Genomic DNA, 14985 nt, shown 5'->3' on the forward strand with positions numbered 1-14985 from the left:
ATCATGGCATTCGCAGAGCCTATGTCGGGCACCGCTTCGAGCGGAAGATTTTCAGGCAGCGCGTATCGGCGCATTGAGCTCATCCAGCGCTTTGGCATTCTTGCCATCTTCATGCTCCTGTGCGTGACGGCGGCAGTGTCATCGCCTTACTTTCTCACGGCCGAAAACCTGTTGAATGTCGTACGCCAGGTGTCGGTGGTGGGACTGACATCGCTAGGCATGACGTTCGTGATATTGACGGCGGGCATCGATCTTTCCGTCGGATCGATTCTCGCGCTCACGACGCTCGCCATTGCGGGTCTCAAGCCATATGGGCCGGTGGCATCGCTCGCGGGCGGCCTCGCAATCGCGCTGATTTGCGGGTGGGCCAACGGCGCTATCACGACCAAAGGCCGTATCCAGCCGTTCATCGTCACGCTTGGCATGATGACGGCGCTTGTCGGCGTCGGACTCGCTTATTCCGATGGTCAGCCGGTCATTGGTGTTTCGGCGTCGCTTGCATGGATTGGACGTGGACGCCTCGCAGGCTTGCCCGTTCAGGCGCTGCTTTTCATCGTGATGGCGGTGGCATCGGCGGTAATTCTGAGAATGACGCGCTACGGAAGGCACGTGTATGCCGTGGGCGGCAATGCGGAAGCCGCGCGGCTGTCGGGCGTACCTGTCGACAGGATTCGCGTGATTGCCTACTGCCTTTCCGGGTTGTTCGCGGGGCTCGGCGGTCTCGTGATGTCGACGCAACTGAACATCGGTGAAGCGAACCTCGGAAAGGGGCTTGAACTCGATGCGATTGCCGCTGTAGTGGTCGGTGGTACGAGTCTGTCGGGTGGCGCGGGTGGAATCGGAGGCACGATCGTTGGTGTCTTGCTGATCGGCGTGCTGAACAACCTTCTCAATCTGCTCAACATCCCTGCCTATACGCAGTTGATCGTCAAGGGCGCAATTATTGTCGGCGCGGTGTTGATCCACGCGCAACTCAGTCGTTCAAAGGGCCGATAGACCGGTCGTAAATCCCAGGAGACAACGATGTTCAACACGAAGCTGATGCAGATAGCGGCAGCCACGACTCTCGCATTCGGATGTGTCGCGAGCGCGCTCGCTGCCGACACGATTGGCCTTTCGCAGGAGAGTCTCGATCATCCGTGGCTCGCGACCCAGCGCAAGCAGATCAACGACGCTGCCGCAGCGGCCGGCGTACGCGTGCTCGCCACCGACGGGCAGGGCAATGTCGCGGGCCAGATCGCAGGCATCGAAGACATGGAGTCGAAGGGGATCAAGCTTCTTCTGGTGCAGGCCGGGAAAGCAGAGGGTTTGCGGCAGGAGCTGGCGTCGCTAAAGGAGCGAGGCGTGCAGTACATGTTCGTCGGCAAGCCGATCGAGAACGCGGGCGCAATCACAATGGTATCGGGAGATAACCGCGCACTGGGTGTGGATGCCGGTCAGTACATCGTCGAAACGCTGACAAAAAAGTACGGCAAGCCCAAAGGCAACATCGTATTGCTCGAAGGCATTCCAGGTGACGAGACATCCGTGAACCGGATAGGCGGCGTCACGTCGGTGACCGGGAAATCCACGGACATCAAGGTAATCGCGAAACAACCGGCCGATTACCGCAGGCCGAAAGCCTACGCTGTGATGCAGAACATCCTGCAGGCGCATCCGGCTGGCACGGTCGACCTTGTATTCGCCGCGAACGGCGAGATGGCGCTCGGCGCGATCCAGGCGATCAAGGAGAGTGGCCGGTCGAGCGAGATCAAGGTGTTGGGCCTCGACGGGCAGAAGGAAGAATTTGAAGCGATCCGGGCCGGTGACGAAGCGGCCACGTGGCTGTATCCGCCCGCTGGAACTGAAAGCATGGCAGTCGCGATAAAGATCCTGAAAGGGGAGAAGGTGCCGCCCAAGGTTGTGTTGCCAACTGTCCGGGTCACAAAGGAAAACATTGACTCGGTGAAGCCGGCCTTCTAAAACGGCCGACGAAATTACGTCAGTCGCTGAAACGCGCAGATCTCTTCTGGCATTCGGCAACTCGCATTTTAGATCCCGCGAACGTCGGGATCTACAAACGTTAAAGAGGTAGCGTATGGATCGAACAAGATATCGGTGGCGTATTTGCGCCTTGCTTTTTTTTCGCAACGACGATCAATTACCTTGACCGGCAAGTCCTCGGCTTGTTGAAGCCCGAACTCGCGATGCGTTTCAACTGGGCCGAAACCGAATATAGCTACATGGTGGTGGTGTTTATTGCCTGCTATGCGATCGGCTTGATCCTCTCCGGAAAACTGGTCGACAAGTACGGCGTGAAGCTGGGGTACGGGATATGCGTGCTTGTCTGGAGCATTCCCGCCTGCGGACATTCCCTCGTGCGCAACACGCTTGGCTTTTCCTTCATGCGTGCGTTGCTTGGTCTGGCAGAGTCGGGAAATTTTCCGGCAGCTGTCAAGGCGGTTTCCGAATGGTTTCCGCGAAGAGAACAGGCTCTGGCGGTTGGCATCCTGACTTCCGGCACCAGCATCGGTGCGGTGGCCGCGCCAGCGCTGGTGCCTTGGCTCGCTGCGTCCTACGGGTGGCAAGCCGCATTTCTCGTCACGGGGTTGACAGGGTTTGTTTGGCTAGGCTTCTGGTATTTGATGTATTACGCGCCACAAAAGCACAAGACGATCTCAGTGGAAGAGTTGAAATACATCAACGAGAATCGAGCCAGGGATGACGAGAAGGGACAATCTGTGAGCTGGATTTCGCTGTTGAAGATCCGTCATACGTGGGCGTTTGTCATGGGCAAGCTGCTAACGGACCCGATATGGTGGTTCATGCTGTTCTGGCTCCCTTCTTATTTTTGTTCCCGATACCATCTTGATTTTAAGAATCTAGGCTTGCCGCTGGTGGTCGTTTATGTAGCGACCTCGATTGGCAGTATCTCGGGCGGGTGGCTATCGTCGCGCCTGATGGCTCGCGGATGGAATGTCACTCGCGCACGTCAGATCACCATGCTTGGATTGGCGTTCCTCGTGGTACCCATAGCGTTTTCGCCCTGGATCGACAACATTTGGGCAATCGTTGGACTTCTCAGCCTTGCCGCCGCAGCACGCCAGGGCTGGTCTGCGAATCTGTTCACGACCGCGTCGGACATGTTCCCGAAGAGGCTCGTGGGATCGATTGTCGGAATGGGAGGCATGGCTGGCGCAATTGGTGGAACTGTCTTTCCCTTGTTCGTCGGTGCGCTCCTTGATCACTTCAAGGCTCTCGGAAACGTCAATGCGGGCTACAACATATTGTTTGCTATATGTGGGTCGGCATACGTGATCGCATGGACTATCATGCGCCTGATTCGGACTTCGAATCCGCGAACGGACCTTGGGTCCATGCCAGCCGATTCGGTGACTTGATTGCAGTCTGAGGTCAATGCCGGAGCCGTTTAAACATCGAACTGATTGGAGTCTTCATGTGCCAGCCTAACGCTACCGAGAAGAAGAAATCTGGGGCGACGTGCCATTCGACACGTCGCGCGAATGTCGAGTAGCGGGGGGATTGATGGCCACGCTGACATCGCCAGTCTCTCCACCGAAGGCGTGGTCCTTTTCTCCTCAAATGAGCACTGCGCGGGCAGGAATAGAGCGGCTGCACAATCTGCGTGTAAATCCATTGAAGGTTCGTCGGTCGGCATGTAGCTGGTTTGCGAATGTCCGTCGTGCCATCGTAAGCGGCCTTTGGCTTTACAGCAGAGCGAACGCTGATGTGGGTCGGGAGTACGCACTGCCGACCGGCCGCTTACGGGCCGTAGAATTCCAGTGACCGCTTCCGAGCAATGAGTTCAGGAAGTGGACTGCCGCAGCGCGACTTACTCCGGTCATACGATCCTCTCGAAAGCGGCCAGTCAGCCGAATCAGCGTTTTCCGGACTGGAGCACCGTAAAGCGGACGTTGATGACCTCACCCAATCAGTCAGATCCAGTCATTCGACGCAGCGAGTAGAATCGTCGACACCCATTAGCGGGCCCGGTGTCAAGTGAGCAAGCGATACCCTCTACTGCCTGAGTAGCCGATCCTTATTCCACTGACCGAAGCGCTTGAACACTTCAGCGATAGGGATAGCCTTGGCCACTTCCGTCGAAGCGAGGTGCAGTGACAACTAAATAACTAGGCGTAAATGATCTCGATGCCATTGCTGGTGATCCATTCGGCATGCTGCTTGTCGAGTCCCGTATCCGTGATGAGGTAATCGATCTTGTCCATTGCCCCGAACGTCGCGAATTCGCGCTTGCCGAATTTTTTCGAGTCCGCGAGCAGATAGACCGAACGCGCCGCACCGATCATGGCGTGCTTCACATGCAGATCGATGAAGTCCGGATACGAAATTCCCGCTTCCATCGACACCCCGCCGGCTGCGAGAAAAAGTTTATCGACGAACATTCCTTCGAAGAACGCTGATGCTTTTTCGCCCGATACCGCGATGGTCTCCGCCTTGAAAATCCCGCCTGTCAACATCACGCGGTTCGTCGGCTCGCTTCCCAGGACTATGGCGATGTTCAGCGCGTTGGTGACGATGCGCAGATTCTGCCGCTCCGATAACGCCCGTGCCAGTTCAGTCGTGGTCGCGCCGCAATCGAGGATGACCGAGTCCCCGTTCGTTATGAAGCCTGCCGCCTTGCGCCCGATGCGCGCCTTCTCTTCGCTGGTGGGAAGAATGCCTGCGTCGTAAGCCTCAAGTTGCGCCTTGGGCTGACGCATTGCGAGCCGCACATTCCCGTGGACGCGTTCCACCCGTCCGCCTTTCTGCAGTTCATCGACGTCCTTGCGAATGGTCGGCATGGACACACCGAATTCGGTGGAAAGCTCGGAAAGTTTCACGAGCTTCATGGCCTGCACCATTTCAAAGATCTTTTCTGTTCTGGTCCTCTGATCCATTCCGCTTTCCCTGCAAAGCCTTGGCTAGACGCGTGCCGCGTCGACTCCATATTGTGCCTCATCCCTTTGAAGGAAATGCCGGAGTTGGTGTTTTCCCGCGTCTCAGTCTTTTTGTTTGACTTTCGATAGAAAGTAAAAGAAACTAAAAGCCAAGTGAAAAAGAAGGTCAAGGAGTAGGAAATGGAAAACCCGTACAAGCAGACCGGGCAGACGCTGCACAGGAGAGCGCAGGAAATTCGCAAGAAGATTTGCGTCATGAACTCCGCCGCAAAGAGTGGCCACACGGGTGGCGACATGTCCGAGGCGGACATCCTTGCGGCGCTCTATTTCCACGTGATGCGTTACGAAGTAAAAGCAGATCAATCGGTTGAATGGCTCGATCAGTTCATCCTCAGCAAAGGTCATGGCGTTGGCGGCTTGTATGCGTGTTTCGCGGAACTCGGCTGGCTCGAAGACCGCGAGTTGCTCACCTACCTCAAAGACGATTCTCGTCTTCCAGGCCACCCTGTGCGTCAGAAGCTGCCGAACTGGGTCACGGTCAACACGGGTGGGCTTGGTCACGGACTGCCTATCGCCGCCGGGCTTGCGATGGCGAAGCAGCGTCATGGCGCCGGGAGCGGGAACACCACCGGGCGTGTTTTCGTGCTGACCGGCGACGGAGAACTCGAGGAAGGTTCCAATTGGGAAGCGGCCATGTCGGCCGCGCATTTCGAGTTGTCGAACCTTGTGGTGATCGTTGACCGGAACCGCCTTCAGCTTGCCGACTTTACGCACAACATCATGGATCTCGAACCGCTGGACGATAAGTTCAAGGCTTTCGGTTTTGAAGTGCACGATGTCAACGGCAACGAAGTCGATCAAATTTGGAAACTAATAGAAAGTCTTGATACGAAAAATGGAAAGCCAAAGGCAATCATCGCGAACACGATCAAAGGACGCGGCGTGTCGTTCATGGAAAACGTTCCGGCCTGGCATCACAAGTTTCCGGATGAAGATCAATTGAAGCAGGCGTTGCGGGAGCTCGAAGATGCGTGAGTACGGTGATCTGCGCGACGGCGCGGTAGGTGCGATCGGTCGCCTGACGGACGCGGGGCAGGACATCATCGTCATGGTGGCCGACTCGACTTCGACTTCGAAGATAGGGGCGTTCATGAAGTCATATCCGGATCGCGTGGTAAATGTGGGGATCGCGGAGCAGAACATGGTCGGCATGGCGGCGGGACTGGCGCTCGGCGGTCATACGGTTTTCACGGCTAACGCCGCGCCGTTTCTCGTGGGGCGCGCGAACGAGCAGGTCAAAAACGATATCTGCTATAGCGCGACCAACGTCAAGATGCTCGGCTTGAACGCAGGCGTGGCTTATGGGCCGCTGGCGTCGACGCACCACGCAATAGACGATATCTCTGTCATGAGCGGCTTTGGCAACGTGCAGATTTTCGCGCCCTGCGATGCCGTGGAGACGGGACAGGTAATCGAGTACGCAGCGTCCATTGACGGGCCGGTCTATATCCGGCTCGACAATGCGCAGTTCCCGATTGTTCATGACGCGCATTACCAGTTCAAGGCTGGCCGGCCGGACGTTTTGATTGATGGGAAGGACGTCGTGGTCATTGCATTGGGTTCGGTCGTCGGCGAAGCGCTCGATGCGTGCGAGGCGCTCAAAAGCGAGGATGGGATCGAGCCGACACTCGTCAATTTGTCATCGCTCAGGCCGCTGGATCACGACTCGCTCGCGGCGATCATTGAAAGGCACGACGCGGTGGTGACCGTGGAAGAGCATTCGCTGCACGGCGGTATTGGCGCGACGGTGGCGGTGTTGCTGGCTCGCCGGCGTCTGTCAAAGTCGCTCACCATGCTTGGGATCAACGAGGGCGAATTCGCGCACTACGGCACGCGCAAAGGCATTCGCAAACATTATCGGATCGATGCAGCGGGCATTGCGCAGACCGTGCGATCCATTTACGCACGCTAGCGCCAGGGACAAGACGGAGACAAAGCATGAGCATTCAATACGATATGTCGCTGCGCCATGGCGTGGATTTCGATTTCCGGCTCGACCGCAAGGTCGCGGTGGTGACGGGCGGCCTCGGCGGCATTGCAATGGCGACCAACGCCGCGCTGATCGGCAAAGGCGCACGCGTGGCAATCCTCTATCCGAAATTCGAGGAAGCGCGCGTGCCTGCGGCTATTGAGGAACTGGGTCAGTCGAACGCGGTGGCTTTCGCTTGCGACGTCACGCAGGAAGCTGAAGTCGAGGCCGCGATCGCTGCTGCGCACGAACATTTCGGTGACCTTCATCTGCTCGTGAACGCGGCCGGGTGCATCACGCTTACGCGTGCAGAAGATATAGGCTTCGAAGAATGGCAGCGCCAGATCGCGGTCAACCTGACGGGACCATTTCTTTGCGCCAAGCACTTCGCGAGGAAAGTGCTGGCAAGTGGTCACGGCGGCAAGATCGTGAACATCGCTTCGCAAGCGGCGACGGTGGCAATCGACCAGCATTGCGCTTATACATCGGCGAAGGCAGGTTTGATCGGCATGACCAAAGTGCTGGCGAAAGAATGGGCCGGCCGTGGGATCACGGTCAATACCGTATCGCCGACTGTCGTCCTTACGCCAATGGGCGCCGCGGCTTGGGAAGGCGAAAAAGGCGAGGCGATGAAAAAGACGATACCCGTCGGCCGCTTTGCTTACACCGATGAAATCGCCGCAGCCATCCTGTTTCTGCTTTCAAATGGGTCGGACATGATCACGGGCGCGGACATCATGATCGATGGCGGCTACACGATTTGCTGACGTGCAAGCGTTGATCGTGCGTGGCGGAATCAAAAGAGAATCAAGAAGGAAGCAAGCGGCTAAAGACCGCATCCCTAGTAGAAGTCAAATCAGGAGACAACAAAATGTGGAAGAAACTTGCACTGTCCGCAGCCGTCGCTGCATCGTTTGGTATGGCCGTCTTGCCACTGGGCGCGCAGGCCGCGAGCAAGGGCACTATCGCGATCCTGGTCAACGCACTCGACAATCCGTATTACGCGGCCGAAGCGAAGGGCGCTGAGAACGAGGCCAAGAAACTCGGCTACGACACCATCGTGCTTTCGCATGGCGAAGACGTGAACAAGCAGAATGAACTGGTCAACCTGGTCATCGGCAAGGGCGTAAAAGGTATTGTCCTCGACAACGCCGACTCGAACAGCAGCGTCGCAACGGTGCGCGGGGCGAAAGAGAAAAAGGTTCCAGTGGTGCTGATCAACCGTGAGATTCCGAAAGATGATCTCGCGATTGCGCAGTTGAGCCATAACAACTTGCAAGCCGGTACCGAAGTTGCGCAACGCTTTGTCGAGACCATCGGTGAGAAAGGCGAATACGTCGAGCTGACTTGTAATCTTGCGGACAAAAATTGCGTCACGCGGTCGCAAGCGTTCCATCAAGTGCTCGATCAATACCCCGACCTGAAAATGGTCGCGCGTCAGGACGCGAAGGGCGCATTGCTGCCGGGCAAGCAGGCGATGGACTCCATCTTGCAGGAACATCCGAACGTAAAAGGTGTGATCGCAGGCAACGGGCCGGTGGCTCTGGGTGCGATTGCGTCGCTGGAATCGGCGGGGCATAAGGACGTAGTCGTTATGGGCATCGACGGCAGCAACGACGAGCGCGATTCCATCCTTGCCGGCAAGCTCAAGGCGACCGTCATGCTTCAGGCGCAGGGCATCGCCATTCACGGCGTCGATCTGCTCGACAAGTACATCGCGTCGGGCAAGACCGGCGAACAGGAACGCCAGTTGTTCCGCGGCATCCTGATCACCAAGGACAACGCGTCGAAGGTCAAGGACTTCTACTACACCAAGTAAAGCGGTTGGTTGCGAACGTGCGAGTGGCGCCGTGACGGCGCGCCCGCACGCAGCTGGTTTGAAGTGAGGACGCCATGTTTTATCGAATCAACTCCGCGCGCGCGATGCAGCTCACGACCGCTGTCACGCTGGCGCTTGCGGGCTGCCATGTGGTGACGGATACGGAACTGGCTGCAATTCGCAGCCAGGGCCAGCATCACGGACCCGACGCGGCGCAAGTGCTCAATACCCAACTGCTCCCGTACGCCGACAAGAATGCAAAGCCGGCGGCGCAGGTCGTGGGTGCGTTGACACAAAACTTCGATACCGCATGCAAGGAATATGGCTTTCGCCAGAGCACGGCATTCCCGTGCAATTTCTGGATTCGCGTGCAAGGCAAGGTGACGCGCATCGATACCTCGTCGCGGGTTGGCAAGGCGTATGTGGAACTGACGCAAGCGGCGGGCGGCGAGCCGGTAGATATCGTGTTGCAGATGGGACCGGTAATCGTGGGTACGGGTGTACGCGACGGGTTCCCGGGCATCAAATATAGCGACTTCGACGACCAGACGCGCTTCGCCGCGTTTGGTCAGGAAATCAACAAGCTGGTCGTTACCCGCGTGCAAAGTTCGCTGAATCTCAAGGTCGGCGATCAAGTAGACGTCGCCGCCGTTTACAGCAGCTGGAGCGAACCGGCGGGTGAGATCCGCGCCATTCCGGTGGCATGGAAATGAGCGTCAATACTCGCAACGTGATCGAGACGAAAGGTCTTTCGAAGACTTATCCGGGCACCGCTGCGCTCGTCGATGTGAATTACACGGTGCAGCGCGGCAAGGTCAACGTGCTGATTGGCGAGAACGGTGCAGGTAAATCAACGCTGATGAAATTGCTCGCGGGCGCCGAGACGGCAAGCGCGGGTGAAATCTGGATCGATGAAAAACTCGCGCATATCACCGACGTACGCAGCGCCGAGCATCACGGCATTGGCATCATTTTCCAGGAACTGAACCTCTTTGCCGAGATGACCGTTGCCGAGAATATCTATGCGGGCAACGAGATCACGAGCGGCGGCGTAATCCGCAGCAAGTCCGAGAACCATCACGCAAAGATCCTGCTCGAACGCCTGCAGATTCCAATCGATCCACGCACGCGGCTCGGCGACCTCTATGTGGGTCAGCAACAACTGGTCGAGATTGCAAAGTCGCTTTCGAAGCACATCAAGGTGCTGATCATGGATGAGCCAACGTCAGCGTTGTCCAAGACCGAAGTGGAGATCCTCTTCAAGATCATCCGCCAGTTGAAAGAGCAGGGCGTGACGGTGATCTACATTTCGCATCGGCTGGAGGAGATCATGGCGATCGGCGACTGCATCACGGTGCTGCGCAACGGCCGGCTTGTCGCCGAAGATGAGATTGCGAATGTGGACATCCCCTGGATCATCGAAGCGATGGTCGGTTCGTCGAAGAAACGCTTCGCCTTCGCGCAGCACGCACTCGGCGAGGAAGTGCTGAAGGTGACAGACCTTGCGCTCAAGCGCTCCAACGGCATCTATGCGCTCGATCACGTGTCATTCAGCGTGCGCGCGGGCGAAGTGGTCGGCATCTACGGTTTGATGGGCGCGGGACGCACGGAATTGCTTGAAGCGCTGCTCGGCGCGCAACCGCTCGCGATAGGCGCGATCGAACTGGCGGGACAACGCATCGAGCGTCGCAATATTCCGCAGCGCATTGAAGCGGGCATCGCGCTCGTGCCGGAGGATCGCCAGAAGCAGGGCATGGTGCAGCTCATGACCATCCTGGAGAACATGACGCTATCGAGCCTCGGCAAATTCACGCGCCGGTTTGCCTTCGGCGCGCTCGGCCGGACCAAACAGGTCGACGCGGCGAACGACGTCATCAAACGGCTTGCCATCAAGACCAGTTCAGTCGATGCACCCATTACGTCCTTGTCCGGCGGCAACATGCAGAAGGTCGTGATCGGCAAGGCTTTGCTGACATCGCCGAAAGTCCTGCTGATGGACGAGCCCACGCGCGGCATCGATGTCGGCGCGAAAGAGGACGTCTACAAGACCATCAGCCTGCTCGCGCACTCGGGCATTGCAGTGGTCTACGCAACGTCGGAACTCGACGAAGCGATGGCCGTTTCAAACCGTGTTTTCGTGATGGCGAGTGGCAAGCTCACGGCGGTCATGGAACGGGCCGAATTCGATAGCGAACGGATCGTGCGCGCGTCGACGCCCGCGACGGCCGTCGTCTGATGTGACCGAGGTTGAACCCATGAATACACCTAACAGCGCCAATTCCCCCGTGCAATCATTGCCCGCCAAACCGAATCGCGAAGCGGCCTATTGGGCGTCGCGCATCACCGTCGGAATATTGAAGTTGCGCATTTTTATTGCGCTGTTTGCAATCGTGACCGTGTTTTCGCTTGCCACCGACAACTTCCTGTCGACCGGCAACATGCTGATCATGGCAAAGCATGTGACGGTCGTCGCGATCTTGTCGATAGGCATGACGCTCGTGATTCTGACGGGCGGCATCGACCTGTCGGTTGGATCGATAGTCGGGATCAGCGGCATGGCAGCAGGTTACCTGCTGCTGGAAGGCGTGAAGATCGGACATCACGTTGTGTTCTTTACGCCGCTTGGTGTTGCGTTGATTGCATGCCTGCTCGGCGCGCTGATTGGCGCCATCAACGGATACCTTATCACCATGCTGAACGTGGCGCCGTTCATTGCGACGCTCGGCATGTTGTACGTGGTTCGCGGCGCGGCGCTGCTCGTCAACAACGGCAGCACGTATGCCGATCTCGAAGGCAATGCCGCGCTCGGCAATACGGGCTTTGAGTTCATAGGGAACGGCACCATTCTCGGCCTGTCCATGCCGGTCTGGATTCTCGTCGTGCTGGCCGCGATCACCATTTTCGTTGCCCGTAAAACGCCACTTGGCCGGCGCATCTATGCGATCGGGGGCAACGAGCAAGCGGCGCGTTTCTCGGGCATCAGGACGAATCGCGTGAAGTTGTTCGTGTACATGTTCTCCGGGTTTTGCGCGGCGATCGTCGGCCTCGTGATTACCGCGCAACTGCAGACCGCGCATCCGCTGACTGGACAAACATTCGAACTGAACGCGATCGCCGCGGTAGTGCTCGGAGGCACTGCGCTAATGGGCGGCCGCGGCACGGTGTTCGGCTCGGTTGTCGGCGCCTGCGTGATCAGTATTCTTGGCGACGGCATGGTGATGTGCGGCATCAGCGACTTTTGGCAGATGGTCATCAAGGGACTGGTGATCATCTTTGCGGTGGTTATCGACCAATTGCAGCAACGGCTTCAGTCACGCATGGTTTCGCTGACGGCGTGAACCCAGGACACGGAATAGCTATGCAATACATATTGGCGATCGACCAGGGCACGAGCGGCACGAAGGCGCTTCTCTTCGATGCACACGGCGACGTGCACGCGCGCGGCTTTATCGGCGTGCTGTGCACGCATCCGCGCGCAGGATTCGTCGAACAGGATGCAAACGCGTTGTACCGCTCGGTGCTGGACGCAGTGGCGCAATGTCTCGCTCGTTTCGATGGCGACAAGAATGCCATTGCGGGCGTTGCCATTTCCAGCCAGCGCGAGACCGTTGTGCTCTGGACCAGCGATGGTCAGCCTGTCGTGCCGGCGGTATCGTGGCAGTGCCAGCGGTCGCTTGGCATCTGCGAGCGTCTGCGCGAAGAAGGCCTGGCTGAAGAGATCGCCGACAAAACCGGGCTCCTCATCGACCCTTATTTTTCAGGGACAAAACTTATCTGGCTGAACGAAAACGATCAACGCGTCAGCGGGTATATTGCTGCGGGCACCGCGTTGTTCGGCACGGTCGACAGCTGGTTGCTGTATCGGCTCACTCATGGCGCTGCGTACCTGACGGATTACACAAACGCGTCGCGCACCATGCTGATGAACCTGCATACGCTCGAATGGGATCGCGAACTGATAACGCGATTCGGTCTTGATGGCTTGCGCCTGCCTGAACTGCGCCCGTCCGCGTCCGACTTTGGTGCGACCGATTTCGAAGGCCTGCTTGCGAAGCCGGTGCCGGTCGTATCGATGATCGGTGACTCGCATGCGGCCGCTGTCGGGGAAGGATGTCTCAAGCCGGGGTTGGCGAAGGCGACCATGGGAACCGGCTCGTCGCTCATGATGAACGTAGGCGCAGAACCGCAAGCGCCAGCGCACGGACTGGTGTCGACATTGTGCTTCGCAACGCCGCAGCGCACCGACTATGCAATGGAAGGCATCATCATCAGCGCGGGCTCGACGCCTGCCTGGCTAAAGGACAAACTCGGTTTATTCGACGATTTTGCCGCTGCCGAGCAAGCGTTCACCGACTACGACAATGGCGGCGTTTTCCTGATCCCCGCGTTCTCGGGCATAGGCTGTCCGCACTGGAAATACCCGGGTGGCGCGCAAATCGTCGGGCTCAACTTTTCTACGTCGTGGCAACACGTGGCGCGTGCGGCGTATGAATCCATCGTCTATCAGATCAAGGACGTCATTACCGTGATGGAGCAGGCGGCGCGCGTGCCGCTGGTCGAGTTGTTCCTTGACGGCGGTCTCGTCCAGCGACCGTTCCTTTTGCAGTATCTCGCGGATACCCTCAACCGTCCCGTGAGTACGCTTGCGATGAGCGAGATCTCGGCGGCAGGAGCGGCGGCGCTTGCGTCGTTGCAACTGGGTTTGATTACGAACTTCGATGCAAGTCACGCCGAGCGTCCGGTATTGCGGCGCGTCGAGCCCGGCGCAGGCGTGGATCAGGCGGCGGCTAATCATTCGCAATGGCTGCGCTGGATCGAGCGGCTTTGAACAACCCTTTTTAGCAAGGAGCAGACGTGGGCCAGAATTTGAAGCGTTTTAAGAACAAAGTCGTCGTGGTGACAGGCGGCAGCCGCGGAATTGGCTTGGGGATTGCGGAGCGATTCGCGCAGGAAGGAGCGAAAATATGTCTGTCGGCGAATGAAAAAAGCGTTCTCGATGCCGCCGCGAAACTGCGCGAAGCAGGACACGATGCCATCGGTGTGGAAACCGACGTCACCGATAAAATCCAGGTAAAAGCGCTGTACGAAGAGGTCGCGGCAAAGCTGGGGGAAGTCGATGTATCGATACAAAACGCGGGCGTCATCACCATCGCCAAGCTGGCCGACCTGACTGAGGCCGATTGGGACAAGGTACTGGCGGTCAACACGAAGGGCGTTTTCCTGTGCTGCCAGGAAGCGGCAGGACGGATGTTGCGCGCGGGAAAAGCGGGGCGGCTGATCAACACGGCCTCGGGTCAGGCCCGGCAGGGGTTTGTGTATACGCCCCATTACGCCGCCAGCAAGTTTGGCGTGCTCGGCATCACGCAAAGCCTGGCGAAGGAACTCGCGCCGACAGGCATCACGGTCAACGCGTTTTGCCCGGGGATCATCACGACCGACATGTGGTCCTACAACGACGAAGCCTGGGGCAAGCTCCTCGGCAACTACAAGCCGGGCGAGTTGATGGGGGAGTGGGTCAGGAACATACCGATGGGACGCGCCGGCACAGGCGCGGACGTGGCCGGGCTGGTCGCGTTCCTTGCATCGGACGACGCGTCCTACATCACGGGGCAAACAATCAACGTGGACGGAGGGATGTTTATGTCGTAAACCGGACCAAGGAAGGTGCATACATGCGCACGCTCAAAAGGAATGCGGCGGACCGCACCACCTTTGTCTTCAATTCGCCTTATGGCGGGATTAGCGTCGCCGGGTTACCGGGTTCTCGCCGCACGTCGTGAAGCGACGCCACTATCTGGTCGCACATCGTACCAAGTTAGGTTTCAAGCCACGGCCGCGTCCGCCCCGTGAGAGAGGAGATAAGTCGGGATCCGCGGTTGCGCCATCGTCTTGCCCCTGAGGGGGCGGGACGAAACGTCAGGCATGGCGCCGATCGCAAGCCAACTATAAATCCGAGTCCGATTGATTTGCAGTCTCACCGCAAAAGACGATGTTAGCGGTGTCCCCCGAGGAATATTACCTATCCGACTACGGCGATGACCGATTTAGATACGCTCCGAGGTATCGCACCTATTGCCGAAGCGTTGTTGAAAACGCTGGCGGGAAAAGCGAGGATTGGACGTCTAGTGTTCCGTCCCAAAAGTAACTTTACGTAAATCCCACATGTTCTATCATCGACTCATAGTGTGCTGGAGAAGATCATGGGACGTAAGGGAATCGAGGTTGTCGCGTCCAAATTG

General features: G+C 58.0%; 13 protein-coding genes. 12 read left to right on the plus strand and 1 reads right to left on the minus strand.

Translation table 11 applies throughout. From position 1 onward, the window contains the following. The first annotated feature begins 3 nt into the window (after positions 1-3). The 3 genes from AWB64_RS24135 (at position 4) to AWB64_RS24145 (ending at position 3380) form a co-directional block, all read left to right on the plus strand. Positions 4-996: an ABC transporter permease gene (locus AWB64_RS24135; protein ID WP_208603311.1), complete on the plus strand. Its 993-nt coding sequence runs from the start codon at positions 4-6 to the stop codon at positions 994-996. Between the two features lie 27 nt (positions 997-1023). Continuing rightward, entirely contained in the window at positions 1024-1962 is a 939-nt protein-coding gene (locus AWB64_RS24140; RefSeq protein WP_060857953.1) for a substrate-binding domain-containing protein, read from the plus strand. A gap of 203 nt (positions 1963-2165) precedes the next feature. Then, the gene (locus AWB64_RS24145; RefSeq protein WP_341845249.1) at positions 2166-3380 is read left to right on the plus strand and encodes an MFS transporter; all 1215 of its coding nucleotides are present in this window, start codon (positions 2166-2168) and stop codon (positions 3378-3380) included. 750 nt (positions 3381-4130) lie between these two features. Here the strand turns inward: AWB64_RS24145 and AWB64_RS24150 are convergent. Continuing rightward, a complete protein-coding gene (locus AWB64_RS24150; RefSeq protein WP_060857954.1) occupies positions 4131-4898 on the minus strand; it encodes a DeoR/GlpR family DNA-binding transcription regulator in 768 nt (255 codons plus the stop codon). Positions 4899-5078: 180 nt separating this feature from the next. Between AWB64_RS24150 and AWB64_RS24155 the strand changes: the two genes are divergently transcribed. The 9 genes from AWB64_RS24155 (at position 5079) to AWB64_RS24195 (ending at position 14395) form a co-directional block, all read left to right on the plus strand. Beyond that, positions 5079-5933: a transketolase gene (locus AWB64_RS24155; RefSeq protein WP_060857955.1), complete on the plus strand. Its 855-nt coding sequence runs from the start codon at positions 5079-5081 to the stop codon at positions 5931-5933. Continuing rightward, a complete protein-coding gene (locus AWB64_RS24160) occupies positions 5926-6870 on the plus strand; it encodes a transketolase family protein (RefSeq protein ID WP_060857956.1) in 945 nt (314 codons plus the stop codon). The genes AWB64_RS24155 and AWB64_RS24160 overlap by 8 nt, the downstream gene beginning before the upstream one ends. A gap of 26 nt (positions 6871-6896) precedes the next feature. Continuing rightward, positions 6897-7694 carry a GolD/DthD family dehydrogenase gene (locus AWB64_RS24165; RefSeq protein WP_060857957.1) on the plus strand — a complete coding sequence of 266 codons (798 nt, stop codon included), beginning with the start codon at positions 6897-6899 and terminating at the stop codon, positions 7692-7694. A gap of 104 nt (positions 7695-7798) precedes the next feature. Beyond that, on the plus strand, positions 7799-8746 hold the full coding sequence (locus AWB64_RS24170) for a D-ribose ABC transporter substrate-binding protein (RefSeq protein ID WP_062876908.1): 948 nt from the start codon (positions 7799-7801) through the stop codon (positions 8744-8746). Positions 8747-8820: 74 nt separating this feature from the next. After that, positions 8821-9459 carry a DUF2291 family protein gene (locus tag AWB64_RS24175; RefSeq protein ID WP_060857958.1) on the plus strand — a complete coding sequence of 213 codons (639 nt, stop codon included), beginning with the start codon at positions 8821-8823 and terminating at the stop codon, positions 9457-9459. Continuing rightward, on the plus strand, positions 9456-10982 hold the full coding sequence (locus AWB64_RS24180; RefSeq protein ID WP_060857959.1) for a sugar ABC transporter ATP-binding protein: 1527 nt from the start codon (positions 9456-9458) through the stop codon (positions 10980-10982). The genes AWB64_RS24175 and AWB64_RS24180 overlap by 4 nt, the downstream gene beginning before the upstream one ends. A 19-nt stretch (positions 10983-11001) precedes the next feature. Then, positions 11002-12084: an ABC transporter permease gene (locus AWB64_RS24185; protein ID WP_082850619.1), complete on the plus strand. Its 1083-nt coding sequence runs from the start codon at positions 11002-11004 to the stop codon at positions 12082-12084. 20 nt (positions 12085-12104) lie between these two features. Continuing rightward, on the plus strand, positions 12105-13574 hold the full coding sequence (locus tag AWB64_RS24190; RefSeq protein ID WP_060857960.1) for an FGGY-family carbohydrate kinase: 1470 nt from the start codon (positions 12105-12107) through the stop codon (positions 13572-13574). A gap of 26 nt (positions 13575-13600) precedes the next feature. Next, positions 13601-14395, plus strand: a complete 795-nt coding sequence (locus tag AWB64_RS24195) for an SDR family oxidoreductase (protein ID WP_208603312.1) — start codon at positions 13601-13603, stop codon at positions 14393-14395. Positions 14396-14985: the final 590 nt, after the last annotated feature.

It is taken from the genome of Caballeronia sordidicola, from assembly GCF_001544455.2.
Lineage (GTDB): Bacteria > Pseudomonadota > Gammaproteobacteria > Burkholderiales > Burkholderiaceae > Caballeronia > Caballeronia sordidicola.

What these genes read in the sequence shown, in the direction of transcription:
- AWB64_RS24160 (WP_060857956.1), top strand. Translation starts at nt 5,926, where the DNA reads ATGCGTGAGTACGGTGATCTGCGCGACGGCGCGGTAGGTGCGATCGGT.
- AWB64_RS24150 (WP_060857954.1), bottom strand. Translation starts at nt 4,898, where the DNA reads ATGGATCAGAGGACCAGAACAGAAAAGATCTTTGAAATGGTGCAGGCC.
- AWB64_RS24165 (WP_060857957.1), top strand. Translation starts at nt 6,897, where the DNA reads ATGAGCATTCAATACGATATGTCGCTGCGCCATGGCGTGGATTTCGAT.
- AWB64_RS24170 (WP_062876908.1), top strand. Translation starts at nt 7,799, where the DNA reads ATGTGGAAGAAACTTGCACTGTCCGCAGCCGTCGCTGCATCGTTTGGT.
- AWB64_RS24180 (WP_060857959.1), top strand. Translation starts at nt 9,456, where the DNA reads ATGAGCGTCAATACTCGCAACGTGATCGAGACGAAAGGTCTTTCGAAG.
- AWB64_RS24140 (WP_060857953.1), top strand. Translation starts at nt 1,024, where the DNA reads ATGTTCAACACGAAGCTGATGCAGATAGCGGCAGCCACGACTCTCGCA.
- AWB64_RS24190 (WP_060857960.1), top strand. Translation starts at nt 12,105, where the DNA reads ATGCAATACATATTGGCGATCGACCAGGGCACGAGCGGCACGAAGGCG.
- AWB64_RS24175 (WP_060857958.1), top strand. Translation starts at nt 8,821, where the DNA reads ATGTTTTATCGAATCAACTCCGCGCGCGCGATGCAGCTCACGACCGCT.
- AWB64_RS24155 (WP_060857955.1), top strand. Translation starts at nt 5,079, where the DNA reads ATGGAAAACCCGTACAAGCAGACCGGGCAGACGCTGCACAGGAGAGCG.
- AWB64_RS24185 (WP_082850619.1), top strand. Translation starts at nt 11,002, where the DNA reads ATGAATACACCTAACAGCGCCAATTCCCCCGTGCAATCATTGCCCGCC.
- AWB64_RS24135 (WP_208603311.1), top strand. Translation starts at nt 4, where the DNA reads ATGGCATTCGCAGAGCCTATGTCGGGCACCGCTTCGAGCGGAAGATTT.